Source organism: Halorhabdus rudnickae (assembly GCF_900880625.1).
Lineage (GTDB): Archaea > Halobacteriota > Halobacteria > Halobacteriales > Haloarculaceae > Halorhabdus > Halorhabdus rudnickae.
Window position 1 is genome coordinate 1,638,494 of record NZ_CAAHFB010000001.1, and the last position, 26,880, is coordinate 1,665,373.

The 26,880-nt window shown below is 64.2% G+C and carries 24 protein-coding genes; 12 read left to right on the plus strand and 12 right to left on the minus strand.

Annotated elements, in window-relative coordinates; translation table 11 throughout:
• The first annotated feature begins 39 nt into the window (after positions 1 to 39).
• The 3 genes from thiE to BN2694_RS08245 all read left to right on the plus strand — a co-directional run bounded on the left by thiE (position 40) and on the right by BN2694_RS08245 (position 4,546).
• Positions 40 to 675, plus strand: a complete 636-nt coding sequence (thiE, locus tag BN2694_RS08235) for a thiamine phosphate synthase (protein ID WP_135663947.1) — start codon at positions 40 to 42, stop codon at positions 673 to 675.
• 129 nt (positions 676 to 804) lie between these two features.
• Positions 805 to 2,811 carry a PAS domain S-box protein gene (locus tag BN2694_RS08240; protein ID WP_135663948.1) on the plus strand — a complete coding sequence of 669 codons (2,007 nt, stop codon included), beginning with the start codon at positions 805 to 807 and terminating at the stop codon, positions 2,809 to 2,811.
• 100 nt (positions 2,812 to 2,911) lie between these two features.
• Complete coding sequence (locus BN2694_RS08245) at positions 2,912 to 4,546, plus strand: potassium channel family protein (protein WP_135663949.1); 1,635 nt, start codon at positions 2,912 to 2,914, stop codon at positions 4,544 to 4,546.
• A 124-nt stretch (positions 4,547 to 4,670) separates the two neighbouring features.
• Here the strand turns inward: BN2694_RS08245 and BN2694_RS08250 are convergent, their stop codons facing one another.
• The gene (locus tag BN2694_RS08250) at positions 4,671 to 7,058 is read right to left on the minus strand and encodes a heavy metal translocating P-type ATPase (RefSeq protein WP_135663950.1); all 2,388 of its coding nucleotides are present in this window, start codon (positions 7,056 to 7,058) and stop codon (positions 4,671 to 4,673) included.
• A gap of 413 nt (positions 7,059 to 7,471) precedes the next feature.
• Here BN2694_RS08250 and BN2694_RS08255 point away from each other — a divergent pair, with 413 nt between their 5' ends.
• From BN2694_RS08255 to BN2694_RS08270, 4 genes are all read left to right on the plus strand, one after another.
• Entirely contained in the window at positions 7,472 to 7,870 is a 399-nt protein-coding gene (locus BN2694_RS08255; RefSeq protein WP_135663951.1) for a hypothetical protein, read from the plus strand.
• Between the two features lie 442 nt (positions 7,871 to 8,312).
• Entirely contained in the window at positions 8,313 to 8,948 is a 636-nt protein-coding gene (locus BN2694_RS08260) for an IS6 family transposase (protein ID WP_135663952.1), read from the plus strand.
• A 56-nt stretch (positions 8,949 to 9,004) separates the two neighbouring features.
• Complete coding sequence (locus BN2694_RS08265) at positions 9,005 to 9,229, plus strand: hypothetical protein (RefSeq protein ID WP_135663953.1); 225 nt, start codon at positions 9,005 to 9,007, stop codon at positions 9,227 to 9,229.
• Between the two features lie 2 nt (positions 9,230 to 9,231).
• Positions 9,232 to 9,609 carry a peptide ABC transporter ATP-binding protein gene (locus tag BN2694_RS08270; protein WP_135663954.1) on the plus strand — a complete coding sequence of 126 codons (378 nt, stop codon included), beginning with the start codon at positions 9,232 to 9,234 and terminating at the stop codon, positions 9,607 to 9,609.
• A gap of 134 nt (positions 9,610 to 9,743) precedes the next feature.
• Here the strand turns inward: BN2694_RS08270 and BN2694_RS08275 are convergent, their stop codons facing one another.
• The 8 genes from BN2694_RS08275 to BN2694_RS08310 all read right to left on the minus strand — a co-directional run bounded on the left by BN2694_RS08275 (position 9,744) and on the right by BN2694_RS08310 (position 19,481).
• Complete coding sequence (locus tag BN2694_RS08275) at positions 9,744 to 10,496, minus strand: helix-turn-helix domain-containing protein (protein WP_135663955.1); 753 nt, start codon at positions 10,494 to 10,496, stop codon at positions 9,744 to 9,746.
• Positions 10,497 to 10,576: 80 nt separating this feature from the next.
• Positions 10,577 to 11,314 carry a dolichyl-phosphate hexose transferase gene (locus BN2694_RS08280; RefSeq protein ID WP_135663956.1) on the minus strand — a complete coding sequence of 246 codons (738 nt, stop codon included), beginning with the start codon at positions 11,312 to 11,314 and terminating at the stop codon, positions 10,577 to 10,579.
• A 42-nt stretch (positions 11,315 to 11,356) separates the two neighbouring features.
• On the minus strand, positions 11,357 to 12,994 hold the full coding sequence (locus BN2694_RS08285; protein WP_135663957.1) for a GMC family oxidoreductase: 1,638 nt from the start codon (positions 12,992 to 12,994) through the stop codon (positions 11,357 to 11,359).
• Positions 12,991 to 13,536 carry a gluconate 2-dehydrogenase subunit 3 family protein gene (locus BN2694_RS08290; protein WP_135663958.1) on the minus strand — a complete coding sequence of 182 codons (546 nt, stop codon included), beginning with the start codon at positions 13,534 to 13,536 and terminating at the stop codon, positions 12,991 to 12,993. Before BN2694_RS08290 ends, BN2694_RS08285 begins: the two co-directional genes overlap by 4 nt.
• A complete protein-coding gene (locus tag BN2694_RS08295) occupies positions 13,533 to 15,551 on the minus strand; it encodes an ArnT family glycosyltransferase (protein WP_135663959.1) in 2,019 nt (672 codons plus the stop codon). The genes BN2694_RS08290 and BN2694_RS08295 overlap by 4 nt, the downstream gene beginning before the upstream one ends.
• Entirely contained in the window at positions 15,551 to 16,690 is a 1,140-nt protein-coding gene (locus tag BN2694_RS08300; RefSeq protein WP_135663960.1) for an ABC transporter ATP-binding protein, read from the minus strand. The genes BN2694_RS08295 and BN2694_RS08300 overlap by 1 nt, the downstream gene beginning before the upstream one ends.
• Positions 16,687 to 18,324 carry an ABC transporter permease gene (locus BN2694_RS08305; protein WP_135663961.1) on the minus strand — a complete coding sequence of 546 codons (1,638 nt, stop codon included), beginning with the start codon at positions 18,322 to 18,324 and terminating at the stop codon, positions 16,687 to 16,689. The genes BN2694_RS08300 and BN2694_RS08305 overlap by 4 nt, the downstream gene beginning before the upstream one ends.
• On the minus strand, positions 18,321 to 19,481 hold the full coding sequence (locus tag BN2694_RS08310; protein ID WP_135663962.1) for an extracellular solute-binding protein: 1,161 nt from the start codon (positions 19,479 to 19,481) through the stop codon (positions 18,321 to 18,323). The genes BN2694_RS08305 and BN2694_RS08310 overlap by 4 nt, the downstream gene beginning before the upstream one ends.
• A 187-nt stretch (positions 19,482 to 19,668) precedes the next feature.
• Here BN2694_RS08310 and BN2694_RS08315 point away from each other — a divergent pair, with 187 nt between their 5' ends.
• Together BN2694_RS08315 and rdgB are read left to right on the plus strand one after the other, a co-directional pair.
• Complete coding sequence (locus tag BN2694_RS08315; protein WP_135663963.1) at positions 19,669 to 19,965, plus strand: DUF5808 domain-containing protein; 297 nt, start codon at positions 19,669 to 19,671, stop codon at positions 19,963 to 19,965.
• A gap of 49 nt (positions 19,966 to 20,014) precedes the next feature.
• Complete coding sequence (gene rdgB / locus BN2694_RS08320) at positions 20,015 to 20,587, plus strand: RdgB/HAM1 family non-canonical purine NTP pyrophosphatase (RefSeq protein WP_135663964.1); 573 nt, start codon at positions 20,015 to 20,017, stop codon at positions 20,585 to 20,587.
• A 14-nt stretch (positions 20,588 to 20,601) separates the two neighbouring features.
• Here the strand turns inward: rdgB and BN2694_RS08325 are convergent, their stop codons facing one another.
• The 3 genes from BN2694_RS08325 to BN2694_RS08335 form a co-directional block, all read right to left on the minus strand.
• Positions 20,602 to 21,879, minus strand: a complete 1,278-nt coding sequence (locus tag BN2694_RS08325; protein ID WP_135663965.1) for an adenosylhomocysteinase — start codon at positions 21,877 to 21,879, stop codon at positions 20,602 to 20,604.
• 90 nt (positions 21,880 to 21,969) lie between these two features.
• Positions 21,970 to 23,076: a hypothetical protein gene (locus tag BN2694_RS08330; protein WP_210408927.1), complete on the minus strand. Its 1,107-nt coding sequence runs from the start codon at positions 23,074 to 23,076 to the stop codon at positions 21,970 to 21,972.
• Between the two features lie 154 nt (positions 23,077 to 23,230).
• On the minus strand, positions 23,231 to 24,520 hold the full coding sequence (locus BN2694_RS08335; protein WP_135663966.1) for an amidohydrolase: 1,290 nt from the start codon (positions 24,518 to 24,520) through the stop codon (positions 23,231 to 23,233).
• 214 nt (positions 24,521 to 24,734) lie between these two features.
• Here BN2694_RS08335 and BN2694_RS08340 point away from each other — a divergent pair, with 214 nt between their 5' ends.
• The 3 genes from BN2694_RS08340 (at position 24,735) to BN2694_RS08350 (ending at position 26,835) form a co-directional block, all read left to right on the plus strand.
• Entirely contained in the window at positions 24,735 to 25,094 is a 360-nt protein-coding gene (locus BN2694_RS08340; protein WP_135663967.1) for a hypothetical protein, read from the plus strand.
• Positions 25,095 to 25,183: 89 nt separating this feature from the next.
• On the plus strand, positions 25,184 to 25,564 hold the full coding sequence (tnpA, locus tag BN2694_RS08345) for an IS200/IS605 family transposase (protein WP_135663968.1): 381 nt from the start codon (positions 25,184 to 25,186) through the stop codon (positions 25,562 to 25,564).
• Positions 25,561 to 26,835 (plus strand): RNA-guided endonuclease InsQ/TnpB family protein, encoded by a 1,275-nt coding sequence (locus tag BN2694_RS08350; protein ID WP_135663969.1) that lies wholly within the window; start codon positions 25,561 to 25,563, stop codon positions 26,833 to 26,835. The genes tnpA and BN2694_RS08350 overlap by 4 nt, the downstream gene beginning before the upstream one ends.
• Positions 26,836 to 26,880: the final 45 nt, after the last annotated feature.

The window sequence follows — 26,880 nt, forward strand, 5'->3', positions numbered from 1 at the left end:
ACCACAACGCACACACTGACGGCGGTCCCAATCACGTCCATGACAGACTGGGACGTCTATCTCGTCACGCAAAGCTCGTTGTCGGGCGATCGCTCGACCACCGAGGTCGTCGAGCGGGCGATCGACGGCGGGATCGACGTGGTTCAGCTCCGGGAGAAAGACGTCAGCGCCCGCGAGCGCTACGAGATGGGCCTGGAGATCCGTGACATCACCCGCGAGGCGGACGTGCCACTGATCGTCAACGATCGGGTTGACCTGGCGCTGGCTCTCGACGCCGACGGCGTCCACCTCGGGGACGAGGACCTGCCGGTCCCGGTCGCCCGCGAATTGCTCGGCGAAGACGCGATCATCGGTCGGTCCGTGTCGTTCGTCGGGGATGCACAGGCAGCCGTCGAAGCCGGTGTGGACTACCTGGGCGTCGGCGCGATCTACGCCACGGGTTCGAAAGACGACATCGACGACAAGGAGTACGCCATCGGGACCGACCGACTGGCCGACATCGTCGCGGCCGTCGACATTCCGGTCGTCGGGATCGGCGGTGTCACGAGCGAGAACGCCGCCGAAGTGATCCAGGCTGGTGCGGACGGCGTGGCCGTCATCACCGAGATCACGGACGCCGCCGATCCGGAAGTCGCGGCCCGAGAGCTTGGCACCGTCGTTGCGGACGGGCGGTGACGGGCCTGATCACCCTGAGGAGGTGCGGCGGTCCTCGCGTCCGTCCCCGCTAGAAAGACCACCTCGGGACGGTCCTGTCTGCGATCGCTTGCCGCACGAATTAAGTACACACCAGCTGTCAGTATTCCCATGCGAACGCCACGGCAGATCCTGACGCTCGCCGTCGGGCTTGGGATCTGCGTGTGGGTGCTCGACGCCGCGTTCGACGCCGTCTTCTTCTACACCGGGACGCCGTTTCTCGCACTGCTCGTGACCGACGTGCCTGCCCACGAGCTGTACATCCGGTCGCTCATCATGGTCGTGTTCGTCGTCTTCGGGTTCGTCACGGCCAGACAGGCCAGGCAGATGCGGGAACGCGAACGCGAAGCGACGCTGTTCAAGCGACAGGTCGACGAGGCCACCGATAGCGTCTACGTCATCGATCCGGAGACGGGACGGATCAGAGACGTCAATGAAACCGCCTGTCAGACCCTCGGGTACGATCGCTCGACGCTGCTGGGGATGTCAATCGCGGAGTTCAATCCCGAGTTCGAGAATCCGGCCGATTTCCAGGGGTTTCTGGAGTCACCGGAAAAGGAGACCCTGGAGTACTACGAGACGGCACACGTCCGTGCCGACGGGACCACGATCCCGGTCGAGATCTCCGCCTCGGAGGTCACGGTCCGAGGTGAGTCCTCCCGGATCGCGATCGCTCGCGACATCTCCGAGCGCAAGGCACGCGAGGAGCGGATCACCCACTACAAGCAGGCCGTCGAGAGTTCCCGGGACCTGCTGACTGCTGTCGACGCTGACTTCCGGTTCCTGTTCGCCAACGAGGCCTACCGGACGTTTCACGGTATTGAACAGGAGACGCTCCAGGGGGAAACGCTCGATAGCGTCCTGGAATCCGAGGCGTTCGAACGGATCGAACCGGCGCTTCGTGACGCGCTTTCGGGCGAACGGGTACAGTTCGAGATGACCCGCGCCCACGCCGAGCACGGCGAGCGCGTGCTCGCCGTCCGGTATTGGCCGTTGCGCGACGCCGACGGGGAGATCCACGGCGTCGGCGCCTCGTTGCGCGACATCACCAAACGCAAGGAGATGATCGAACAACTCCGGCAAAGTCGAGAGCGCTACGAGTCGCTGTTCGACAGTATCCGCGACGCCATCCTGGTTGTCGACATCGACCGACACATCGTCGACTGCAACCTGGCATTTACCGACCTCTTTGGCTACACACTCGACGAGATCGAAGGCGAATCTGTGAGCGTCGTCTTCGAGAGTGATGCGGCGTTCGAGGCGATGGAGGAATCCCTCGGCCAGCACATCGAGGATCCAACGTTCGTCCAGACGGTCCGGTATCAAAAGCAATCCGGACAGATCTTCCCGGGCGAAACGAGCGTGTTCTACCTGCGCGATAGCGACGATGAGATCACCGGATTCATCGGCCTCGTCAGAGACGTCTCGGATCGGCAGGCACGAATAACACAGCTCCGGACGATCGATCGCGTCCTCCGGCACAACCTCAACAATGCCCTGACGGTCATCTTGGGAACCGCCGAGGCGATCGCAAGGAGAGAAATCGACGACCCGGTGGCGTCAGCCGAGCGAATCGTCCGGACGGGAGAGCAACTCCAGGAAACTGCCACAAAGGAGCGGGAGATCACCACGTTCCTATCCGAATCACGACGGACAGTCGAACGTGACGCGGTCGTGATCGTCGAGAACATCGTCGCCGACATCCGGGAGCGCTATCCCGAGGCCGATCTGACGGTCGACCTGCCCGACGCACAGCCGATCGTCGCCGTCGAGTACGTCGCCCGGGCGATCGAGGAACTGCTCGACAACGCCGCGACCCACTCCGACCGTGAGGTACCGTCGATACAGGTTTCACTCGAAGCGACAGACGACGTCGTCGAGATCAGGGTGGCGGACGACGGCCCTGGAATTCCCGAAATGGAGCGACGGGTCTTGACTGGCGAGCAGGACATCGAGCCGCTGTATCACGGCCGGGGCATCGGCCTGTGGCTGGTACACCTAGTCGTCCAGTACTCCGACGGAACGCTCGCCTTCGACGAGAACGACCCCCGCGGTAGCGTCGTGACCATCCGACTCCCGGCAAGCGAGGGATCGACCGACGAGCGGACGGCCGAGTGAACGTGCGTCCCGCGGCTACCCTGTGCGGTCGACGGCGAGTTGCGTCACGCGCCAAGGATCGCACGGTGCTTTCTTGGCCTTGTAGCGGATTGCTCACAGCATGAAAACCTGGCAGCGCCGTACCGTCGGATATGCGTTCATTCTGGCGGTTGTCATCCTCGTGTTCACCGTCTTCTATCAACGCGGGATGGCCGTCTACGAGGGGGAGTCCCACACTTTCTTGCGGTCGCTGCAGATTGTCGTCGAGACGTTCACGACGACCGGGTACGGGTCGGACTCGCCCTGGAGTTCGCCCGTGATGAACGCGTTCGTCATCTTCATGGACCTCTCCGGGGTGATCCTCCTCATCACGGCGCTGCCGGTGCTTGCGTTCCCGCTGCTCGAAGAGCTGCTGGAGACAACTGTTCCCGAACGTGCTCGCGAGGGGGTCGCCGGTCACGTCATCATCTGTACGTACACCACGCGCGCCGAGGCGTTGATCGAAGAACTGAGCTCTTGGGACGTACCGTATCTCATCCTCGAACCTGACCGCGAGCAGGCGATCGCTCTCTCCGAAGACGGCTATCGTGTCGTTCACGCGGACCCGGAGACGGCTGCGGGGCTGGCGGCGGCGAACCTGCCGTCGGCGCGAGCGTTAGTCGCGGACGTCTCCGACGAGGTGGACGCCAGCATCGTGCTGGCGGCTGGCGAAGTCGCTGACGACGTGCCCGTTATCAGCGTCCTCGAAGAGCCAGACAGCCGGCCGTATCACCGCCTGGCGGGCGCCGACGAGGTACTTTCGCCGCGGCCGTTACTCGGGGAGAGCCTGGCCGCGAAGGTGACGACCACGCTCGACGCCGACCTCGGTGACGCCATCGAGATCGGCCAGGATTTCGAGATCGTCGAACTGCCCCTCCAGCGGGGCAGCCCACTGGTCGGATCGTCGCTGGCCGACAGTGGGATCCGAGAAGATGCCGGTGGGAACGTGATCGGTGCATGGTTCGGGGGAGAGTTCCAGACGCCACCGGATCCCGAGGCGACGCTGACCAACGGGACTGTGTTGCTCGTCGCCGGGCACGAACGCGACATCGACCGGCTGCGGGAACTCACACGCGCAGACATCCGCCGGTTCGAGGACGGCGAGACGATCGTGGTCGGGTACGGCGAAGTCGGCCAGACCATCGCCGACGCACTCGAAGTCGCTGGGCTGCCCTATACGGTCGTCGACCGGGAGAAGATGGACGCCGTCGACGTGACTGGCGACGCCAAGAACCCCGAGACCTTACAGAAAGCAGAGATCGACGACGCTCGGTCGGTCATTCTCGCGCTCCCCGACGACACGACGACCGAGTTCGCGACGCTCGTCATCCGGGATCTGAGTCCGGACACCGAAATCGTCGCCCGCGTCGAGGAACCACAGAACGTCCAGAAGATGTATCGCGCCGGTGCCGACTACGTCCTGGCGCTGGCGACCATCAGCGGTCGAATGATCGCCTCGGCCATCCTCGAAGACGAGGAGGTCCTCGCCCTGGAGGGCCAGATCCAGGTCATCCGGACGCCGGCACCGGGCCTGGTCGGCAAACGCATCGGAGAAGCCGACGTCCGTTCGGCGACGGGCTGTACCGTCGTCGGGGTCAAGCGTGCCGGGGAAGTGGTGACCGAGGTCGGGCCGGACGTCCGCGTCGAGGCGGGTGATTCGGTCGTCATCGCCGGGACTGACGATGGGATCGCCGCCTTCCACGACCGCTTCGGGTGACGTACCTCGCCGATGTCCGTGCCGTGCCGGGACGAGCCCATGTTCATACTGTCGGCTGTAAGTCTCTCAAGAATTTCGCCACCCCGTGGTGGCGAATATCTTGTCTCAGTTACAGCCGACAGTATCAGTCCGCCCCGGTTTCGGTGTCTGGAGCGACCCGGGACAGTCGCATCGCGTTGCCGGTGACGCCGAGGCTCATCCCCATATCACCGACGACGACCGCGATCGCGACGCTGACGTATCCAAGCGGGACGCCGACCGCAAGGAGGGCTTTCACACCGAGACTGGTCCAGATGTTCTGTCTGATCACGCCGTTGGCAGCGTTCGACAGCGAGTAGAGGTAGGGCAACTTCCGGATGTCGTCACCCAGCAAAGCGATATCCGCCGTCTCCAGTGCGGTGTCCGTCCCTGCCGCGCCCATTGCGACGCTCACGTCGGCCGTCGCCAGGGCGGGCGCGTCGTTGATGCCGTCGCCGACCATCGCGACGTCGCCATACGTCTCCTGTAACCCCTGGACGGCATCGACCTTGTCTTCGGGCAGGAGTTCCGCGCGGTACTCACTGAGCCCGACTGTATCGGCGATCGCCCGAGCGGTTCCCTCGTTGTCGCCGGTCAGCATCACCACCTTCTCGACGCCGAGGTCGGACAGTCGTTCGACCGCCCGACGAGCACCCGGCCGGACCTCGTCGGCGATGGCCACCAGCCCCCAGACTTCCCTTTCGGTGCCGACGACGACGATCGTCTTGCCCTCCGCTTCGAGGGCGGCGACACGCTCTTGGACCGATCCCTCGGGCGGCCGCTCCTGGAGGCTGCCGCCGTCAGTCTGGGGCTGGCCGTCAGCACCGCTGAATCCGAGGTTGGAGAGATCGAGACCCAGCTCGTCGAAGAGAGCCGGCGTGCCAGCGTAGGCGGTTTCGCCCGCGACCTCGGCGCGAACGCCCTTGCCGGTCAGACTCTCGAAGTCGGTCGGCTCGGGCGGGTCGCCAACTCCGTCGCTATCTGCACGCTCCAGGATCGCCGTCGCGATGGGGTGCTCGCTCCGGCGCTCCAGGGCGGCCGCCCGCCGGAGTACCTCGCCTTCGTCGCGCCCTCCGACCGGGACAATATCGGTCACTGAAAGTTCGCCTTTGGTGAGCGTCCCCGTCTTGTCCAGGGCGACAGCGTCGACTGCGCCCATCGCTTCGAGGTGGTTGCCACCCTTGATCAGCACGCCGTTTTTGGCGGCGCTGGTGATCCCCGAAACGACCGATACGGGCGTCGAAATGACGAACGCACAGGGGCAGGCGATCACCAGCAGCGTCAGCCCGCGGACGAACCACGTCCGCCAGTCGCCGGGCAAAACGATCTCGAAGCCCGCGACCCCGACGGTCACACTGCCAGCGATCAACAGAGGTGGGATGGCTGCGGTCAGGATCGCCAGCACGACGACTGCGGGCGTGTAATACCCCGCGAATCGGTCGACGAACTGCTCGCTTTCGGTGCGGTTCGTCTCGGCGTCTTGGACCAGTTCGATGATCCGGGCCAGCGTCGAGTCGCCCGCCGTGGAGGTGACTTCGACCTCCAAGTAGCCCTCGGCAGCGATCGAACCGGCGAAGACATCCTCGCCCTCGTGCTTCTCGACGGGCATACTCTCGCCGGTGATCGGCGACTCGTCGACCGCGCTCTCGCCTTCGATCACAACGCCGTCCAGCGGGATTTTCTCCCCCGGTCGGACCAGCACGGTCTCGCCGATCGCGACGTCCTCGGCGGGGACGGTCACCTCCTCGCCGTTCCGTCGAACCGTGGCCTCGTCGGGGGACAGTTCCATCAGCTCCCGCAGAGAATCCCGCGCCCGGTCCATCGCGTAGTCCTCTAAGAGTTCGGCGATGGAGAACAGGACCGCAAGCGTCGCGGCCTCGACGACGTAGCCGATTCCAGTCGCCGCGATGATGGCCACGCCCATCAGCAGGTCGATGTCCAGACTCCGATTGCGCGCGGAGTAGTAGCCGCTCCGGACGACCGGCGCGCCGCTGACGACGATCGCCACGAGAAAGAGGACATCCGCGACGGCGATAGGGTACTCCAGGATCGTCGCCACCTCGACGTTTCCCCCAGTGACGACGAACTCGACGGCGAGTCCCAGCGTCACAAAGACCGCGCCGATCCAGGTCTTGATCGCCCGCTGGCTCGTCCAGACCTCGGTCGGCGGCGCAACGTCCGGCCCGCCCGTTTCGTCGTTGCTCTCTTCGGATGTACCGTCGAGGACTTCATAGCCCGCGCCCTCGATGGCAGCGACCACAGCGTTTTCGCTCGTTCGCTCAGAATCGAACGTGACCGTCGCGGTGCCCTTGGTGGGCGAGAGGGACACCTCCGTGATTCCGTCGACGCGTTCGAGACTCCCGTCGACCTTCTTCGCACACGACGGACAATCCATCTCGGGGACAGCCAGTCGTGCCGTGACTGTCTCGCCGTCCTGTCTTTGCCTGTCTCTGGAATGCTGATCAGACTGACCCGACGTCCCATCGTCGCTCATTACCTCATCGTAGGGGAGACAGTTCGATAAGCCTTAGTTGGAATATTCCAAGAGGCCTGCTCATTCGTTGCACAGCATCCCAGAGATCGGATCGGTGCAAACAGGTGTGCAAGATACGCTCCGTGTGTGCACCACCCCCCGCGAAGGCTCCGCGGAACCTGTCTGGATCGAAATACCCGATACAGAGAGTGAGTTCAACCGTACTCTTCACCGTGTCCGCGGGTACGTGAGGGTTCTTCGCCTACAGAACGCTCAACCCTGATCGAAGAGAGTGATTACGGGGAGATCTCGATAGCGAGCGTCGATTTGGCGGTCGGGTCCCCCAGCATACTCGGCCGTGGGATACTCTGTGCGATATTGAGTCGAAACGTATTGTCCGCTGGGATAACTTCGACACCTCGATACCGAACAACGTGAGCAGTCACATTGTCGAGATCCCATCGGTAGCGGTTTCCGACGGGCTCTACATCTTCGCCGCCATGCCAGGCAGTCGTTTGCTCTTTGTACAGCGCATAGAGGAGACCTGCCCGTGTCAACCGATCGTGACGCTCGGGGGAACGACGGTTCAAGAGAGTATCAACCAGTCTAAAATCTCCTTTCACATCGTCTTTCGGATGCCAACGGGATCGCCCTGTGAACATCCCACGCCTGATGAGATCGCGGACCACAGAGGAGTTGTCCAGTTGGGTACGTTCGACCGGGAGGTTTTCGGCGAGAACGGCCGGAGGGACGAGAATACCTCCCTGGATATTATTCCCCTTACCAGTAAAGTACATGATGAGTCCCACTTCTTCAGATCCGCTGACAGATAGCCAGTGTCGGTGTAGTGGTTGTCCGTCAGCACCCGACTCGTCCTTTTTTATCGTGACCCCGATGACGTCAAAGAGAAGGTTATCGCCAGAAGCGCGCCCACGGTATTGAACGCCGATGAGCTGTGTGAGATCCATCGTCGACAGACGATCTCCGAACTGAAAGTCCGCTGCCCAGAGTGCGCCAGGATCAGGAGTGTGCGAGACCTGCCGTGTTGCAGTCCGCTTAACCGACGATCGATGTATTGGATTGTCACTCGCATAACCCAGAAGTCCGAAACCGGTAGCTCCAATTGCACCTGATGCCGCGAGTAACTGTCGACGAGTGATACCGCTAGAGGGCATTCGTATCAGATAATTGTTTTTACGTATAAATGTTTCCTGTGATAGTGAGGCGGTGTTTAGTTAAGCGTAAAAAGTGAGGCGTGGCGTTTTCAAAGTGATCATGCCCGAAAACGCACGCCTCAGCGGTAGTATCGACCAGATCGACTTAGAGTTTGTGGAGCGAGAAGCGACACCGCGATTTTTGATGAAGCTCAGTATTCAACTGCATCTGGCTGGACTATCGCTTTCAAATACTGTTTCTATTCTTGAGGTATTTGGTGTCCAACGCGCTCGGTCAACCGTGCATAATTGGGTTCACAAAGCCGATCTACAGCCTGAAACTGGACGAAGCCCGGATCAGATTGCGGTTGACGAAACCGTGATCCGACTCGATGACGAGCGATATTGGCTGTACGCTGCCGTCGATCCTGAAACAAACGAATTACCCCATACAAAGCTTGATCCGACGACAAATTCGGTCATCGCTCACGCATTCTTTCATGAGCTACGTGAGAAACACGACGTTGACGACGCGGTGTTTCTCATCGATGGGTCGCATTCGTTGAAAGACGCCTGCAACCGACACGGTCTCGATTTCAGATACGAAAGACGTGGAAATCGGAACAGCGTCGAACGTGTCTTTCGTGAGGTGAAACGCCGTACCTCTTCGTTCTCAAACTGTTTTAGCCACGCCGCTGCAGAAACAGCCGACGATTGGCTCAGATCCTTCGCATTTGCATGGAACCAGCTTATCTGAACACTACCGGTGAAACATGGCATAAGTATAAGTCATCAGAACCATAATGAAAGAACATGAGTGAGTCTGGCAAAAAATCCGACGCCCACATCGGCGAGACAACCAACTGGCCGGAACTGGCCGCCGGGTTGTACGATCGGTTGACTGGCCGCGGGGCAGAGATCGTCTACGAGTTCAAGGACATGGACGTGGCCGTTCCGAGCAAAGTCGGGGAAGACGCCGATCACGCTCACTGGCACGTCGATGGAACCGTTCGAATCACGACCGACGAGAGGGACTGAACGTGGCAGCGAGCGACGACCTGGTCGCAACCATCGAAGGTCTCGCTCGCAGCAGGCCGGCTCTCAGCGTCACAGCTAACCTCTCGGTACGCATCGATAACGTCGACCTCGCGATCAGTACGGTCGAAGATCGCATCCGCGTACAGGTGCCCTCTGTCAGCGCGGGGGTTCGTCTGCTACGAGGCCAGCGGGAGCACCTCCCACGGCTCTCGCGGGTGCTTTCGGAGGCCGCGCTGACCGCCGAGATACGGGTCGGGAGTGCGGTGGTCGCCCTCGCCGGGGCGGACGCAACGCCCGGTCGGCTAGGGCGAGTCCTGTCGCTGGAGCCACTCGAAGTACGCCCCCAGGCGCTGGTTGCCGCAGTGGTGCGCTTTCGATAAGACGGGGGCGCGTTCGGCCCGGTCTCAATCGGGCACTGACAGCTGAGAGTGGATACTCGGGAGTCCCTGCCTTGTGCAGTCTTTGGGCGGCACGTCAAACCGGCCGGCCAATGGAGACTACGGGCATCTGGGTCTCACGGTCGACCGGTGTGTGACGTGTCCGGACGCGTCTCGTCGGTAACGTATCCCTTCGCGAGTTGCTCCTCGGCACGTCGCAGCCGGTAGGTCAGCGTCGACCGGGGCACGTCGAGGTGCTCGGCCAACTCGCCGCCGTCGACCTCCCGCGGATTCTCGTAGTACCCGTGTTCGACGGCGGCCCGGAGCGCGGCCTCCTGTTCAGCCGAGAGCGTCGTCGATTCGTGGTCGACATCCCCGCCCGGTTCGGCCGTCGCCCCCGTGCGGAGCATCTCCATTTCGGCGCAGTCCCCGACGGCAGTCTCCAGTGCGTCGAAAAAAGCCGCCACGTTGCCGGTCCCCGAATGGATGATCCGCCAGGTGTAATGGCGGCCCTCGTGACGCGTGTCGAACAACAGTCCGTCGCCGAGGTGATCCAGCGCAAGATGTGGCACGGAGACACAGACGGGTGAGCGCTCCCAGTACGAATAGAGGACGAGCGTGTCGTCGTCGCGGTCGAGGACGTCAGTCGTCTGGGTCGCCCCGCAGTCGTCGGTCGCCAGGCAGTCGGCGTAGTAATCCGTCGATTTGAAGGCCGTCTCGATGGCCGCGAGCGCGTCGGCCGACCCGCTGGCATGATCGACCCGCCAAAGTCGCTCGTCGGTAGCGTGTAGCGACAGCGACCGGATCCGCGCGCCGGGGTGCTCGGCGAGGGTATCCGCGACGGCATTACACCCTGGATCGTACTCCAGGGCGAAGACGAGTTCGCGCATGAGCAGTCGTTACCGCCCGGCGAATAAACGCTCTCGGGCGGAGATCGGCAACGCTGTCCGTTGCCATTCAATGCTCGCCGTCACTCCGCCACGCCGTCGAGGCCGGACCGGTCGGTCGCTGTGTGCCGTCCGAGGTGCTCTGCAAGCGCGACTTTGCCGATCGACTTTGCGATTGCCGCCCCGCCCGAGAGCGGATCAAGCGTGGTCTCCCCGACGCGTTCGCGGTACGCGATCGGAATCTCCGTGACTCGGTACCCGCGAATCAGCGGTCGAAGGAGGAGTTCGGCCGACAATCCAGTGTTCTCGGTCCACTCGATCGCGTCGATTACTTCACGGCGGTACGCGCGCATGCCCGTGGTCGTGTCGTGGACCCGCTCGCCGACAAGAGCACTCGCGAGCCACGCGAAGACGTGGTTCCCCAGGCGATTGAACCGCGGCATCGTCTCGGCCCCCGTCGAGAGCCGGTCGCCGCTGACGACGTCGTAGCCGTCGTTGATCGCGGCCAGGAAGTCCGGCAGTTGCTCCATCGGATAGGTGTCGTCGCAGTCTGTCGTGACGATCACTGGCCGATCCGGCGTCGTGATCGCCTCGTGGACGGCCACGCCGTAGCCCTGGGGCTCCCGTTCGATCACACGCGCGCCGTGCTCGCGGGCAATCTCGGCCGTCCCGTCGCTCGAACTGTCGACGCAGACGACTTCGGCCTCGCCGTCAGTCACCCGCTCAATATCATCCAGGACGGTCCCGATCGCCTCCCGCTCGTTGTACGTCCCCATCACGACGCTGACGTCCCCGAACGTGTACGCGCTGTCGTCGCCCATTATCCCCCCGTTCGTCCGTGGCTACTTGGGTTTTAGGTTTGCCTAAAGCGCAGTTTCGATATGCTCGGCCGTCCGCAACGCCAGGGCAGCGATCGAAAGCGTCGGGTTCATCGCGCCACCGGTCGAGAAGACGCTGCTGCCGGCGACCCAGAGGTTTGGGAGGTCGTGAGTCCGCCCCTGGGCGTTCACCACGCTCTCCCCTGGGTCGGTCCCCATCTGGGTCGTCCCCATGTGGTGAGCGGCCGGGCCAGTGTTCTCGGGACCGACCTGCCAGGTGATCTCCGCGCCGACTTCGTCGAGAATCGCCGCCTGGATCTCGTTGGCCCGCTGGATCGTGCGTCGGGTTCGCTCGTCTAGACTCCAGTGGATCTCCGGGACGGGATTGCCGTGGTCGTCGGTGCGGGAGGGATCGAGAGTCACGCGGTTCTCCCGGCGCGGGGTCTGCTCGACCAGCGCACCCACGGTGAGGTGGTTGCCGTACGCGTCGGCGACGCGATCCCGCAGTTCGTCGCCCCATCCGCCGTCGGTAAGCGCCGCCTCGACTGGCGAGGGGCCGGCGTAGTTGAGGAATTCGAGTTTGATCGCGCCAAAATCGTCGTTCGCACCCTCGGCTGCGGGAATTCCCTGCGCGGTCCCCGCCGCTGGCTCGTCGTAGAACTGGTGGGACTCGGTGGTGTTGAACCCGACGTGATGCTGGCGGGTCGGGCGGTCGACCACGCCGCCCGTCCCGGCAAAGAGGTGCTCGGTGAAGTACCGGCCCACGAGCCCACTGCTGTTGGCCAGGCCGTCAGGATACTGCGACGACTCCGAGAGCAAGAGCAGCCGCGGCGTCTCGACCCCGCCGGCCGCGAGGACGAACTGCCGTGCCTCCTGGCGGTGGGTCTGGCCCTCGGGGGTCGCGTAGACGGCCGCCGTGACGCGCTCGCCCGCGTCGTCGTGTTCGAGACGCTGGACCGGTGCCCGATCGATCACTCGCGCTCCAGCCGCCTCGGCTTTGTCGACGTGACTCGTGGCGTCGTACTTCGCGCCCGAGGGACAGACCGGCTGGCACGTGCCGTACCCGACACAGGCACTGCGATCGTCGTAGGGTTCGGAATTACGGGCGTTGGGCACCGAGTGGGTCGTGATCCCCAGCGACTCGCAGGCGTCCGCGAAGATCGAGTCGCTGTATGAGGGTTCGAACGCCGCCAGCGGATGGGGTCGCTCACGTGGCGGCGCGAAGGGGTTGTCACTGGCGCCAGCGACGCCCAGCGCCGCCTCCGCCTCCGCGTAGTACGGCCGGAGATCGTCGTAGTCGATCGGCCAGTCGGCCCCGACGCCATCCTGGGACTCGACTGCGAAATCGCGCTCGTGGAGGCGCATCACCATCCCCTGCCAGTGCAACGTCGATCCACCGACACCTTTCACGCGGGTGTGATTGAGCGGATAGCCGCGATCGCCACTCGATGTGAAGGCGTCGCGATCGCCGCCCATCTCCCAGACGTCGGGTCGGCCGTGAGCCGGCCGCAGGGCGTCCTCCATCCGCTCGATCCGTCGCTCGCGGTCGAACCGCGGGCCGGCTTCCAGCACGACCACCGCGTGGCCTGTGGAAGCCAACCGATTGGCGATCAGCGCGCCGGCTGGACCGGCACCGACGACGCAGACGTCCGCGCGGTCGCCGGGCGTGCGATCGACGCTCACGACTGGGGCCCCCGCTGGTAGCTCGCAAGCCCGCCCGGGTGGCCCGGCGGGTTCTCGATCCCGACCAATTCGGCGCCGGTCGGCGAGGCGTACAGCGCCAACAACAGATCGTTTATCACGTAGTAGCGAAGGCGTTCGACGTCGCCGCCGGTCGGATCGGAAGCGGCCTCGTCGGCCCCCATCCGCCGGAGCGCCCCATCGCGGTCGCCGACCGACAGCGCCCTGAACTCGCTGTCGAACCACGCCCGGCAGTACTCGTCGAGATAGGCCACGCTGTCGGCGATCCCGGCAGCGTGTTCGGGGCGATCGGCCACCCGTCCCGCGGCGTAGCGCTCGACGAACGGCTGGATCGCCGTTACGTCCACGGGATAGAGCACCTCGGCGACGGCAGCCAGCGTTTCCCGATCGTGGTCAGTGAGGGGATCGTCGTGGTCGTCGCTCTGGCCGCCACTGTCAGCCGAAGGTGCGACACAGCCGGCCAGCGACGCCCCGACGGCCGACAGCGCTGCGATCGCGTCGCGTCTGGTGAGTTCGTGGCTCATGGGTTCTCTCTCGGTGCGGTTGTCGCTCGCAGTGCAGTCCGGACGAAAATCCCATCGGGTGATTCCGACGGTAGGTACGTCGCTGCGCCCCCGCAGGCCCGGGCATCGAGACAGTACTCGACGCTGGGGGTCAGCGCACGTACCTGCCCACCCCTCATTTCGACTGGAACCGATAGTCGGTACTCGAATCCGGAGACGCCGTCGTCGGCGAAGACCGTCACGTCGACGGCTCCCCCGTCGACAGCCGGTGGATCGCCGCCGGTCAGTTCGAGCGGACCAGCAATCCGGACTGTCCCGTCGCTGATCACGACACGGAACTGCAGATCGTCGGCGGTACCGCTCGCGACGTAGTGGGCTGCCCCGGCGTCGGTCTCGACGGTGACGGTCGCGCTCGTGACCCGCTCGGGAAGTCCGACGGTCGCGTTCAGCGCAATTGATTCCCCCGTCCGTTCGCGGACGCGCTGCAGTCGGGCGGCTTCGGGAGAACCGCCGAGTGGATCCCAGACCCCGCGATAGCCAAAGCGATAGAGATCCCGGTCGGGGAACGCGTCGGCGATGGCGAACGGTCGGTCGTCCATAGCATAGACCGTCCGGCCGTCGTAACTCGGATCGTTCCGCAGCACCTGGAAGGGATGGTTGAGCCAGGGGCCGTAGGGTGTCGGCGTCAAGACGACGGCGTTAGCGGGCGGTTCGGGTTCGAGCGGCGCGTAGGTCCGCTCGTAGGTGTCGGTCACGCCCGCGTTGCGCTCGACGGGAGCACCGGCCCGGTCGGCCGTGAGTCCGCCGAGGACGAGCGTACTTGCGAGGGCGACCGCAGCCAGTCCAGCCAGTGCAGTCCGGCGGTCGAGCCGATCGTCGAACGCGTTTCGCAGGGTGTCGAAGCCAGCAAGCGCGGCGACCGCGGCGAACGCAGCAGTCGGGACCAACAGATCGAAGTGGTAGTACGGACCCAGTGCGGCGATCAGGCCGTCGCCGGCCACGTCGAGGTCGCCGAGCAAGTTGTAGTTGCCCCAGAAGTAGAGGTTCCCGACGGGGACCGAGACGGCGAGACCGGCGAGGACGGCAACCCGCGGTGACCACTGTCGGCGGGCGGCGATGACCAGTCCCGTGAGCGCGAGGGCCCCACCGAGAATTCCGCCGGCAATCCAGCGGTCGACGAACGCGGCGAGGACGTTCCAGTTGGCCGCCAGTGCCAGTTCAGGCGTGTACGCGACGGAGTGATCCAGGATTTGTCGGTGGCCGAACCCGAGACCGTCCAGCGGGGCGAAGGCTTCGTAGGGAAAGGTCAGGGGTGAGCCAGTGACGAGGGCGTTGTAGCCAAGCGTCAGCCCGACGCCGGCAAGCCCGAGCGCCGCGGTCGAGGCCTGTCGAGGCAGCGCAGTCCGCCAGTTTCGGGTGAGCGTCCAGAATGCGTGGGCGACGAACGGCACGGCGAACAGGACGGCAGTGTACGGTCGGGCGAAGAACGCGAGGCCGATCGCCGCGCCCGCCGCCGCTGCCCACCGCCAGTCGTCCGTTCGGTCGGCTCGCAAGTAGCCGTACGCGAACCCGAGGTTCAGCAGCGTCGTCGGTGCGTACGGGAGGAAGGTCGCCGTATCGAGGACAAACAAGGGTGAAGCCAGCACGAAGACGGCCGCAAGCAAGCCGGTTCGACGATCGAAGACCTCGCTCGTGACGCCCGCGACGCCCGCGAGAATTCCGGCCGCGATGGCGGGCAGCGCCAGCCGGTAGCCACCGAAGAGTTCCCCGAGGGCGAACATCGCCGCAGTGACTGGGTTGTATTTGGGATAGAGTCTATCGCCCCCCTCGACGAAGAACCACGGCCGGAAGACGCCCTCGACGGGCGGCTGAAGGTGAACTTTCCCGTCCAGAAGCATCGCGGCCTGCTGGAGGTAGACTCCCTCGTCGTGATTCAGCGAGTGGTACGGAAAGAGTTCCGTCGAGACGAGCCAGATCGTGAGTGCGCCGACAAACGCGATCGCGAGCGTGACGATTCGAAAACGGCGTCGATCCATCACTCGGTAGGGAACCAGGCGAGGGCGTGGTCGGTCGCCAGGCGGACCCGCACGCGCTTGTCGATCCCGAGTTCCTCGGCGTGGTTGTGCTCACAATGCAGGACAGCCCCCGAATCGAGTTCGACAGTATAGACGAACGAGGGGCCGGTATACTGCCGGTTGACGATTCGACCGTTGGTACCCGCGGGATCGGCCGGCACGGCCCGGATGTCGTCCGGCCGGACGAGCACGTCGATCTCGGCTCCCTCGTACTCGGTGTCGAGTCCCTCGATGCGACCGGCATCGAGACAGCCAAGCGGCGTCTCGACACAGCCCTCGGCGAAAGTCCCCGAGACGAACCCGGCCTGGCCGAGGAACTCGGCGACAAAGCGAGACTCTGGTTGCTGGAAGACGACTTCCGGGCGGCCGATCTGTTCGACCCGACCGTCGTCGATGACGGCCACACGATCGCTAATCGAGAGGGCCTCCTCCTGGTCGTGGGTGACCGAGACGGCAGTCACGCCGGTCTCCTTGATGATGCGGCGGACCTCCCGGCGCATCTCCTCGCGGAGCCCGACGTCGAGATTCGAGAATGGCTCGTCCAGCAAGAGCACGTCGGGTTCGGGCGCGAGCGAGCGGGCGAGAGCGACCCGCTGGCGCTGGCCCCCGGAGAGATCCTCCGGGCTGGCCTCGCGGTAGTCGGCGAGCCCGACCAGTTCCAGCAGTTTGTCGACGCGCTCGTCGATCGCGTCCTGCGTGCGATCCTGGAGCCCGAAGGCGACGTTCTCCCCGACAGTGAGGTGTGGGAAGAGAGCGAACTCCTGGAAGACCAGGCCGACGTCGCGGTTCTCCGGCTTGACGAACGTGCCTTCGCCCGCGACGGTCTCGCCGGCGACCCGGATCGCCCCGGCGTCGGGTTCGTCCAGACCCGCGAGCAGGCGTAGCGTCGTCGTCTTCCCACAACCCGAGGGGCCAAGCAGCGTCAGCAGTTCGCCGTCACGGACCGACAGCGAGAGGTCGGCGACGGCCGTCTCAGTCCCGAACTGCCGGGTGACGCCATCCAGTTCCAGGATCGCCTCGCGGTTCTCGTCGGTCGATTCGTCTCTGTCGGTCGCCTGAGGTTGTGCCTCCACGCGGGTCGACGGTTGTGAGGCGGTCACGTGTTCGATCCCTCCTGTGAGAGGATGACGGCCATCGAGAATCCGGAAATGACGATCAACGCAAGCGCGGGAACGGCGGCCCGGCCGTAGAGACCGGCCTCCCGGACGCGCCAGATGTAGGTTACGAGAGTATGGTCGAAGGTGAACGGCCGCATCATCTGTGTTACCGGTAGTTCCTTCATCGTCGTCAAAAAGACCAGGGCTGCGCCGGTCGCGATCCCTGGCGCGATCAGCGGCAGCGTCACCGCCCGGAAGGCACCGAGTCGGGTCCGGCCCAGCGTCCGGGCAGCTTCGATCAATCGGCGATCAACCTGCATCGTCGAGGCCCGGATCGCCCCGATGGCCTGCGGGACGAACCGGACGACGTAGGCGAAGATGAGCAGTGGGAGCGTCCTGTATACTAGCTCCGTCATCGACTTTGGGAGGCCGTGGAGACTCGCCAGCAACAGGGCGATCGCCAGGACGACTCCCGGCGTCGCGTACCCGACGTACGAGAGTCGATCGGCCAGCGCGGCCAGCCGGGACCGCCCGCGTGCCGCCGCGACCGCGATCGGCAGGGCGACCAAAAGCGACGCCCCGGCGGCCAGCAATGCCAGGTACACCGAGTTCCAACCGTAGGTCCAGGAGAAGGCCATCCCGCCCGCGGTGTAACCGCCCGCGTTACTCGAGAGCCACAGTCCGAAGACGATCACCGGGAGGGCGACCGCCAGCCCCGCGACGACGGCGGGAAAGAGCGCGGCGACGTACCGCCAGTTCCCGAGTTCGATGACCGCGCCGCCACTGCTCCCTCGGCTCTGATAGGCACCCTCGTCGTCGGCCCCGATCTGCGATTCGAGATAGAGGATCGCCGCGGTCACGCCGAGCAACTGGATCGACAGCAGGGCGGCCCACGGTCGCATGTGATTGTTGTATCGCGCGTAGATCGCCTGGGTGAACACCTCGACGCCCATGAAGTTCGGCGTCCCGAAGTCCGCGAGCGCATACAGCGTGACCAGCAACGCCCCGGCGGCGATTCCGGGTGCGATCTGTGGCAGCGTCACCCGTCGGAAAGACTCGAGTCGTCCGGCGTCGAGCGTCCGGGCGGCCTCGAGCAGCGAGGTATCCAGCGACAACAGCGACGCCCGCGTCGTCAATAGGACGTAGGGGTAGGTGTACAGCGTCAAGACGAGTGCCGCGCCGGCAAACCCGCTGATCTCGGGAATCTGTTCGATCTCGATCGGTGCGAGGACACCGGTCAGAATCCCGCCGGTACCGAAGGCCGAGAGGACCGCAAGCGCCCCGAGATAGCTCGGGATCGCCAGGGGAAGCGCCGCCAAGACCGTGAACAGCCGCGCGAACGGCAGGTCGGTCCGGGCGGTCAACAGTGCGATCGGGACGCCGACGAGCACGCTCGCCACCGTGACGACGGCGACGAGCGCGACGCTGCGGATCAGGATCTCGATCGTCCGGGGATCGACCGTGAGTGCGAACGCGCGCGGACCGAGGTCGAACACCTCGACGAACAGCCACCCCAGGGGCGCGACCAGCGCGACGGCGACGGCGATCGCGAGCAGCGTCAGCCCCGAGGGGCGGCCCGAACCGGCGGCTCCCGGAAGGCGCGCGCCCAGTCCGTGGGTCCCGCTCTCGCGGCTCATCCCGAGACGCCGGCCTCGGACATCAACTCGAGGGTCGGCTCGAGGTCGGCCAGGTCGGCCAGGTCGATGTCCGGCGGGTTCAGTTCGTCGACGGTGGGCAGGCCGCCGACCGGCTCGACGCCGGTGATCATCGGGTAGGCGAAACTGACGGTCGCGAAGAACTCCTGGGCTTCCGCCGAGAGCAGGTGACGGACGAAGTCAGTGATCAACTCGTCCTTTTCGGTCCCCTCGATCTGGAGGACACCGGCGACGTTGACCAGCCCGCCCGCGTCACCGCTCGTGAAGGCCAGATCGAGCGGGGCGTCGGGATGCTGGGTCTTGACGCGCATCGCGTAGTAGTGATTGGCGAATCCGGCGGTCAACTCGCCGTCGGCGACCGCCTCCGTGACGAGGTACTCGTTTGGGTACCGTTCGGTTCCCGCCTCGCGCATCGACGTCAGCCACTCCCGGGTCGCGTCTGCACCCTGTTGCAACCGCATCGCGGTCACGAAGGACTTGAACGCGCCGTAGGTCGGTGCCCACCCCATCGCCCCCTGTAAGGCGTCGGTCCCGGGGAACTGCGCGACTTTCCCGGGAATCTCGCTCTCGTCGATGGCGTTCGTATTGTACGGGACGCTCCGGGCGCGGCCGGTGACACCGACCCACGACCTGTCCGCGCCCTGGAAGTCCGCCGGGACGGGCTCGAGTGCCTCCTCGGCCAGCGGCTCGTAGGCGTCGTTCTCGGAGACGTAGCCCAGCGATGCGGCATCGATCGACCAGAAGAGATCCGCCTGGCTGGCTCCGGACTCGACCTCCTCGACGATCTGCTGGGCAAGCGATGCCGAGGGCGAGGGACTGCTGAACACCGAAAAATTCGGATAGATGTCCTCGAGCATCGTAATGAATTTTTGATAGATGCCGCCCTCGCCGCCCCCGATATAGAGGTTCAACGTCCCCGAGAGATCCGGCAACTCTTCGATCGAAGTACCGCCGGGTGCCGGCCGGCCCTCGGCCAGCGCGCCCGATCCGCGGAACTGTGCGAGCGACGGGATCGAGATCTCCCCGCTGCTATCTGTCGTCTCGCCGCCGAGGGAACCCATACAGCCCGCCAGACCGGCCAGCGTCCCTGCACTGACCGCCCCCAGAAACCGCCGTCGACTCGTCGATCGCTCGGTCATTCTGGTTTTAGGTTAGCCTAAATCCATATAAACCTCATGGATCGGGTTCGGACTGGCAACGAACGAAGGCGTCGGGTGATCCGTGTCCCAGGGTGGTGCCAGCGGTGGCGGGACCGCGGCCTGGGCGACGGGGCGACCGATCGGGCCGGGGACAAACCACTTAGTGACGCCAGCCGTAGGGGGGAGTATGACAGACCGACCGCAATCGGGCGAGATCTTCGGCGTGCCGTACAACTTCGAACGACCGAGCATGAAGCGCCTGCTATCTTCGTACTGGCAGCCCGGGGAGAGTATGCTGGTCGAGAAACCCTTCGGCATCGGCTACACGCTCAACATGGCGAACTGGCGGTCGTGGGTAGTCCTTGGCGTCGCCGGCGCGCTCCTCTGGCAACAGCAGTCCGGTGAGGACGAGGACGGCGACGGAGGTATCGACCGAACCGACGGGTCCGACGACGACGGCCCGGTTGAGGTCATGGTCGAGTAGCCTGCGATCACACCGACGCATCTTTTGAGGGGGCGTGCGAGGTCCGCCCATGATCCAGTTTGTAACCGGCAACGAGGGAAAGGTCCGCGAGGCCCGGACGGCCTTGGACACTCGTGTCGAGCAGTTCACCTACGACTACGCCGAAATCCAGAGCGACGACCTGGCCGCGATCGCCGCCCACGGCGCTCGGGAGGCATACCGCGAGGTCGGTGGCGCCGTCATGGTCGAAGATTCCGGGCTGTTCGTCGGCGCGCTCGATGGATTCCCCGGACCCTATTCGGCGTACGTCGAGGACACACTCGGGATCGAGCGTGTCTGGCGACTGGTCGAACCCGAAGACGATCACAGCGCCGCGTTCCGGTCGCTGATCGGGTACTGTGACGGATCCGAATTAGCCGGGGCACCGACGGTCCGCGACGGTGACCCACCGGTGGCGATCTTCGAGGGGCGCGTGGCGGGGGAAATCGTCCCGCCTCGCGGTGACGGTGGTTTCGGATACGATCCGATCTTCGAGTACGACGACCGCACCTTCGGGGAGATGGATCCCAACGAGAAAAACGAGTACTCACACCGCGGGCGAGCCATGGACGCTTTCGCCGCGTGGGACGGTGCCGATCGCTGAAAAGGACCGCCCCGTCAGGTTCCGTGCTGCCAGGAGTCCAGGTACTCGCGTTGCTCGTCGGTCAGTTCGTCGAACTCGACGCCCTCGGCAGCGAGTTTGACTTCGGCGACCTCCCGGTCGAGGGCGTCGGGGACATTGTGGACGCCAGCGTCGTAGTCATCGCCGTTTTCGACCATCTCTCTGGCTGAAACGGCCTGGATGGCGAAGCTCTGGTCCATGACCTCGACGGGATGGCCCTCGGCGACCGGGGAAGCAAGGTTGACCAGACGCCCCTCCGCAAGGACGTTCAACTGGCGGCCGTCCGGCATGACGTACCCGCGGACGCCGTCACGCGCATCAACGATCTCCTCGGCCATGTCTCGAAGGTGTTCGAGGTTGATCTCGACGTCGAAGTGACCGGCGTTGGCCAGTACGGCACCGTCATCCATCTTCTCGAAGTCTTCCCGGGTGATCACGTCGCGGTTGCCCGTCGTCGTCACGAACAGGTCGCCCTCCGCGGCGGCCTCGGCCATCGGCATGACCCGAAAGCCCTCCATGTGGGCTTCCAGGGCCTTCCGGGGCTCGATCTCGGTGACGATCACGTCCGCGTTCATTCCCCGGGCCTTCGTCGCGATCCCCTTGCCACACTGGCCGTACCCGCCGACGACGACCGTCTTGCCGGCGATCGAGAGATTCGTCGTCAACTCGATCGAGACCAGACTGGCCTCGCCCGTGCCGTGGACGTTGTCGAACAGCCGCTTCATCGGTGTGTCGTTGACCGCGAACATCGGGTACTCCAGGGCGCCGTCGTCGTCCATCGACCGCAGGCGATGGACACCCGTGGTCGTCTCCTCGCACCCGCCGATGATCGAGTCGATGAGTTCGGGATACTCCTCGTGGACGCGGAAGACCAGATCCGCGCCGTCGTCGATGGTGATCGTCGGGTCGTGTTCGAGGACCGCGTCGATGGCACCGTAATAGCCCTCGTCGTCGACGCCGCGCTCGGCGTAGGAGGTGATCGATTCGTGGGCGTCCAGGGCGACGCTGACGTCGTCGTGCGTCGAAAGCGGGTTACAACCAGTGATGGCGACCTCCGCCCCGGCGGCGGCGATCGTCTCGGCAAGGGCCGCCGTTGTGGCCTCGACGTGCATCGCCATCCCGACGGTTTCACCCGCGAGGGGCTGGTTGGCCTCGAACTCCTCGCGGAGCGAAGCCAGGATCGGCATGTGTTCGCGTGCCCAGTCGATCTTCCGGCGACCCGACGCCTCCTTCGCGGCGGGATCGTCGACCCGCTCGCTGATCGGTTGACTCATGTCCGGATCATCGGCGCACGTCGGGAAAACGCTACCGAAGCGTTCGTCCGATCGGGCAGTCAGGTACTCCCGAAGCACTGTACGGAAGCGTCAATTCGGCGGGCCAGCGTGGTCCAGCGGCCCGCGCTCACCGTCAGCGTCCGTTTCGTCGTCGGCCTCATCGTCGGCTTCGGACACTCCGTCGTCAGCTTCTTCACCGTCGTCCGTTTCGTCGTCAGATCCATCGTCGGCTTCGGACGCCTCGTCGGCCTCGTCGTTCGCTTGCTCAACATCGTCTCCGTTGGTATCGTCGTCACCGGGCCCGGCGTGGTCCGGCGGCCCGCGCTCCACCCCTTCATTGTCATCATCGTCCCCGTCCGGCTCGTCATGTTTGCGGTCGCGATCCGGTTCTTCGTCCGTGGAACCAGGATTCTCATTCAGGTCACGGTCCGTGTCTTGATCCGGATCTCTGACCTGGGTCCGGTCACGGTCCGTGTCTTGATCCGGATCCTCGTCCTGGTCTCGAACACGATCCGTGTCCCGGTCACCAGCCTGGAAGGGACCGCGGTCATCGTCGTCAGTCTCGTTGCCGTCCGGTCCCGCGTGTTCGGGCGGACCACGCTCGTTCTCGTCATCCACAGTCTCGTTCTCGCCGCCGTCAGTTACGTTCTCATCGGGACCGGCGTCGGCCGGCGGACCGGCGTGATCGGGTCGGTTGTTGGCACCGGGGTTGTTCTCGGTGACGAACTCCGAGACAGACGGTCCGATCCCGTTGTCACTCGATGCGAGCAGTCGATGGGCGAACGCCTGCACTTGCTGTCCGAACACTTCGTCGCCGCCATCGCTTTCGAAGATGGTCGTCGTCGAGGCGGTCCGGTTGTCAACCGTGGCGGTCACACTGACACGGACGTCCTCACTCGGAGCCGAAAGCGTGACTGTGCCGTTGGCGTCGGTCTCGTAGGTGCCGCCGATGGTGACAGTCCCGGTCTCCTCATCTGACTCATTACTATCACTGTCCTCGAGAACCCCAAGAACCGACACGTCGACGGAAGCGTTGGGCGCGGCAGTACCGTTGTCCGTCACGTTGATCGTGACGTCCGCGTCGTTGCCCGCCTGTGTCACCGAGACCGCGAGGCCGTCCTCGGCAGCCAACGCCGGGGCTGCCGTCGAGACGACCAGGAGTGCGACCACGGCGACTGCGATCAGTTTCTGATTCATTGCACTCGTTGGTGGACTCTGTGGGGGCATATACACCGATAGCCGTTCACCCCGTTCACGTCAGTTCAAGAATCAAGGAAACGATCGGAGAGGCGCCCGTACTGTTTATAATCGTTTTTTGGAGTTTTATTAGAGTCTATCTCATTCGCATAAATCACGTAGCGCGATCGACGAGAGCGTGGGCACGCTCCCGGGCCTTCCGACGCGTTCGGGCCTCGTCGAAGACCGTGACCTCGCGGTCGCGCATCAACACGTTGCCGTCGGCGACGGTGTGACGGACATCCGATCCTCGGGCCACGTACGCCAGATGGGAAACGAGGTCGTGAGCGGGCGTGAGGTGCGGGGCCTCGAGGTCGAGGATAGCGAGATCCGCGTTCGCGCCGGCCTCGATCCGGCCGGAATCGAATCCGAGCAACTCCGCGCCGTTGGCGGTCGCCATCTCGACGACTGTCGGCGCGTCGACGGCGCTGGCGTCGTCGGCGGCAAGTTTGCCGAGCATGGCTGCGTCGCGCATCTCGTCGAACATGTCGAGGTCGTTGTTCGAGGCCGCGCCGTCGGTGCCGATGCCGACGGTAACGCCGGCGTCGAGCATGTCCTGGACCGGTGCCATGCCGCTGGCCAACTTCATGTTCGAAGCCGGGCAGTGAGCGACGCCGGTGTCGGTCTCGACCAGCAATTCGATCTCGCTGTCGTCGACGTGGACGCCGTGGGCGATGTAGGTGTCTCCCGCAAGCAGTCCGATATCTTCCGCGTAGGCCAGCGGACGCATCCCCTGTTCGTCGACGATCGGCCCCACCTCGTCGGGTGTCTCGTTGGCGTGGAGGTGGGTCGCAAGCCCCGCCTCGTTGGCCTGCGGGACGAACTCTTGAAGGTACGCCTCGCCGACGGTGGTCAGCGAATGTGGCTGGAAGGCCGTCTGAATGCGCCCGTCTGCCGCGCCGTCCAGTTCTCTGGCCACCTCGATACTCCTTTCAAGTTCCGCCCGGGCCGCTTTGTCGTCTTTGCCAACAGTCACGGCAGTGTAGCCGAGGCGGGCCCGAACGCCGGCCTGTTCGATCGCATCAGCGATCTCTTTAACCTCGAAGTACATGTCCGACAACGCCGTCGTCCCGGACTTGATCATCTCGATCAGCCCCAGTTCCGCACCGATGCGAATATCTTCGGCGGTGAGTTCGGCCTCGACCGGCCAGATGTCCTCTCTGAGCCAGGCGTCGAGGGGCTTGTCATCAGCCAGGCCCCGGAGCAACGTCATCGCGACGTGCGTGTGGGCGTTGACGAGGCCGGGAATGACCAACCCGCCCGACGCGTCGAGTTCGTCGTCGGCCGAACCGACATCGCCGACCGCTTTTATTTCGCCGTCGGCTTGGTCGATCAGTACGTCGGCGCGTTCGACAGTCAGATCCGGGCGCAATACCTCGCCACCGGAGACCAGCAGCGTGCTCATACCGTACGTTTCACGTGTCCGGCCTAAGTCGGTGACGGGTTCGGCCCACTTCGCCAGCACTTTGACGACGAGATGGTGAAGAGAAAGCGACGAGCGCCCGACGGCTCGTGGCGTCGTTTCACGACCGACGGATCGTCCTCGCAGTCACTGTTGCGACGGTGATGCTGTTTGGCTTCCAGGCGCTGACCGCATTTCTCGCACGTACCTCCACCATGTGAAGGGACTCTCGACGGGCACTGCGGGGGCGGTCCTCAGCGGCCTGTTCGTCGTCGGCGCTCTCTCCCAGGCCGGAGGGGGCCTCGTCGCCGACCGTCTCGGACAGTCCCGTCCTCTGGCGGCGATCGCGTGCGTCAGCGTGCCGCCGCTGGTCGCCCTGCCGCATCTCGACGGACAGGCCCCACTGGCAGTCGTCGGCTCGCTGACGGGCATCCGGATGAGCGTCGGCCCCCTCATCAACGCCTACATCGTCGGGACACTGCCCGACGATGTCGAGGGAGCAGCCTGGGGATTGCTCCGGATCGGTTTCTTTACGAAAAATTCGAGGCGAAAGCCTCGCCCTTCAGGGCGGGGATGAAGCCGACCAACAGTATTCAACCGCCGTCGATGGCACAGACGGGGTTCCAACGCAATCTTTAAGCCGTCCGACAGCGATAGTATGCATAGATGGTAAAGAGTACCCGTCACGCGAAATACGAACTCTATTACCATATAGTGTTCGTGCCGAAATATCGGCGTTCGCACCTGACGGGGAAGACGAATGAACGTCTCGAAACCATCTTCGCAGAAATCTGTGAAGACAAAGACCTCGAACTGGCCGAGTCCGAGGTTATGCCCGACTACGTCCACCTGTTCATCGGGAGTCCACCCAAGAACGCCCCGTCACTCATTGTCAACTGGGTCAAGGGCATCTCGGCGCGGAAGTATAACCAGCGGTACGACGACCGCGTGAAGTGGACTCGTTCATACTACGTCGGTACGGCGGGAAGCACCTCGAAGGGCGCTGTTGAACAGTACATCGCTGAACAGGAGGGTGGCGACGAATGAAGCGCGTTAACACCTTCGAGGTGGTTCCACAGACCGAGAACGACAAAGAGTGCCTTCTACGGCTACTTGACGCCTCCGCCTCCCTGTGGAACGAACTGACCTACGAACGTCGGCAGAACTACTTCGGTGACGGTGACGTGTGGGACACGTCCGAGTACCGTGGACAGTACAACGGTGTCGTCGGAAGTGCGACCGTCCAACAGATCATGCGCAAGAACAGCGAAGCGTGGCGGTCGTTCTTCGCCCTCAAGGAGAAAGGCGAGGACGCCAACCCACCGTCGTACTGGGGAAACGAGGAGGACGGACGTGAACTCCGTACCTACATCCGAAACAACCAGTACACGATTCAGTGGGGCAAGCGTAGCCGTCTCGAAATCCCTGTCGGACAAGACCTGAAAGACGAATACGGACTCGGCTACCACGAACGATTCCGCCTCGAAGTCCGAGGCAACCCAAAGTGGGACGGCAAACAGGGTCGTCTGGAACTTGAGTATGACGAGGTGAGCGACACGTTCAGGGCTTTCCAACCAGTCACCGTCCCTGATTCTCGACTGGATTCACCACTGGCTTCGGAAGAAGCCGCCCTCGACGTTGGCGCAAACAATCTCGTCGCCTGTTGCACGACCGCTGGGAACCAGTACCTCTACGACGGACGGGAGTTGTTCGGACGGTTCCGCGACACGACCGACGAAATCGCCCGCCTACAGTCGAAACTCCGAGAAGGACGCTACTCCTCGAATCGGATTCGACGGCTGTACCGACAGCGGACGAAGCACCGCGACCACGCACAGAACGCGCTGGTGCGCGACCTCGTTGAACGGCTGTACGACGAGGGTGTGGCGACGGTGTACGTGGGCGACTTGACCGACGTGCTGGAAACGCACTGGTCGGTCAGGGTGAACGAGAAGACGCACAATTTCTGGGCGTTCAAGCAGTTCATCCACCGTCTCGCGTGTGTTTGTGAGGAGTACGACATCTCTCTCGAAGCCGAGTCGGAAGCGTGGACGAGTCAGACGTGTCCCAAGTGTGGCGACCACGAGAAGACGGTTCGCCACGGGGATACGTTGACGTGTCCGTGCGGTTTCGAGGGGCACGCCGACCTCACGGCGTCAGAGACGTTCCTTCGAGAAAACAGCGATTGCGAAGTCAGGCCGATGGCACGGCCCGTGCGATTCGAGTGGGACGACCACGACTGGTCGGGGGAACCACACCCTCACGAAAGTCCCAAAGAAGTGCGCACAAACCCGCAAGTTGCCTCCGTGGGTCGGTAGCCGAACCCCCAACGGAGGAATCCTCGCGCTTTAGCGCGGGGAGGA

Coding starts and splice junctions, on each gene's coding strand:
- thiE (WP_135663947.1), top strand. CDS start 40: ATGACAGACTGGGACGTCTATCTCGTCACGCAAAGCTCGTTGTCGGGC.
- BN2694_RS08240 (WP_135663948.1), top strand. CDS start 805: ATGCGAACGCCACGGCAGATCCTGACGCTCGCCGTCGGGCTTGGGATC.
- BN2694_RS08245 (WP_135663949.1), top strand. CDS start 2,912: ATGAAAACCTGGCAGCGCCGTACCGTCGGATATGCGTTCATTCTGGCG.
- BN2694_RS08250 (WP_135663950.1), bottom strand. CDS start 7,058: ATGAGCGACGATGGGACGTCGGGTCAGTCTGATCAGCATTCCAGAGAC.
- BN2694_RS08260 (WP_135663952.1), top strand. CDS start 8,313: ATGCCCGAAAACGCACGCCTCAGCGGTAGTATCGACCAGATCGACTTA.
- BN2694_RS08265 (WP_135663953.1), top strand. CDS start 9,005: ATGAGTGAGTCTGGCAAAAAATCCGACGCCCACATCGGCGAGACAACC.
- BN2694_RS08275 (WP_135663955.1), bottom strand. CDS start 10,496: ATGCGCGAACTCGTCTTCGCCCTGGAGTACGATCCAGGGTGTAATGCC.
- BN2694_RS08280 (WP_135663956.1), bottom strand. CDS start 11,314: ATGGGCGACGACAGCGCGTACACGTTCGGGGACGTCAGCGTCGTGATG.
- BN2694_RS08290 (WP_135663958.1), bottom strand. CDS start 13,536: ATGAGCCACGAACTCACCAGACGCGACGCGATCGCAGCGCTGTCGGCC.
- BN2694_RS08295 (WP_135663959.1), bottom strand. CDS start 15,551: ATGGATCGACGCCGTTTTCGAATCGTCACGCTCGCGATCGCGTTTGTC.
- BN2694_RS08305 (WP_135663961.1), bottom strand. CDS start 18,324: ATGAGCCGCGAGAGCGGGACCCACGGACTGGGCGCGCGCCTTCCGGGA.
- BN2694_RS08310 (WP_135663962.1), bottom strand. CDS start 19,481: ATGACCGAGCGATCGACGAGTCGACGGCGGTTTCTGGGGGCGGTCAGT.
- BN2694_RS08315 (WP_135663963.1), top strand. CDS start 19,669: ATGACAGACCGACCGCAATCGGGCGAGATCTTCGGCGTGCCGTACAAC.
- rdgB (WP_135663964.1), top strand. CDS start 20,015: ATGATCCAGTTTGTAACCGGCAACGAGGGAAAGGTCCGCGAGGCCCGG.
- BN2694_RS08325 (WP_135663965.1), bottom strand. CDS start 21,879: ATGAGTCAACCGATCAGCGAGCGGGTCGACGATCCCGCCGCGAAGGAG.
- BN2694_RS08330 (WP_210408927.1), bottom strand. CDS start 23,076: ATGAATCAGAAACTGATCGCAGTCGCCGTGGTCGCACTCCTGGTCGTC.
- BN2694_RS08335 (WP_135663966.1), bottom strand. CDS start 24,520: ATGAGCACGCTGCTGGTCTCCGGTGGCGAGGTATTGCGCCCGGATCTG.
- tnpA (WP_135663968.1), top strand. CDS start 25,184: ATGGTAAAGAGTACCCGTCACGCGAAATACGAACTCTATTACCATATA.
- BN2694_RS08350 (WP_135663969.1), top strand. CDS start 25,561: ATGAAGCGCGTTAACACCTTCGAGGTGGTTCCACAGACCGAGAACGAC.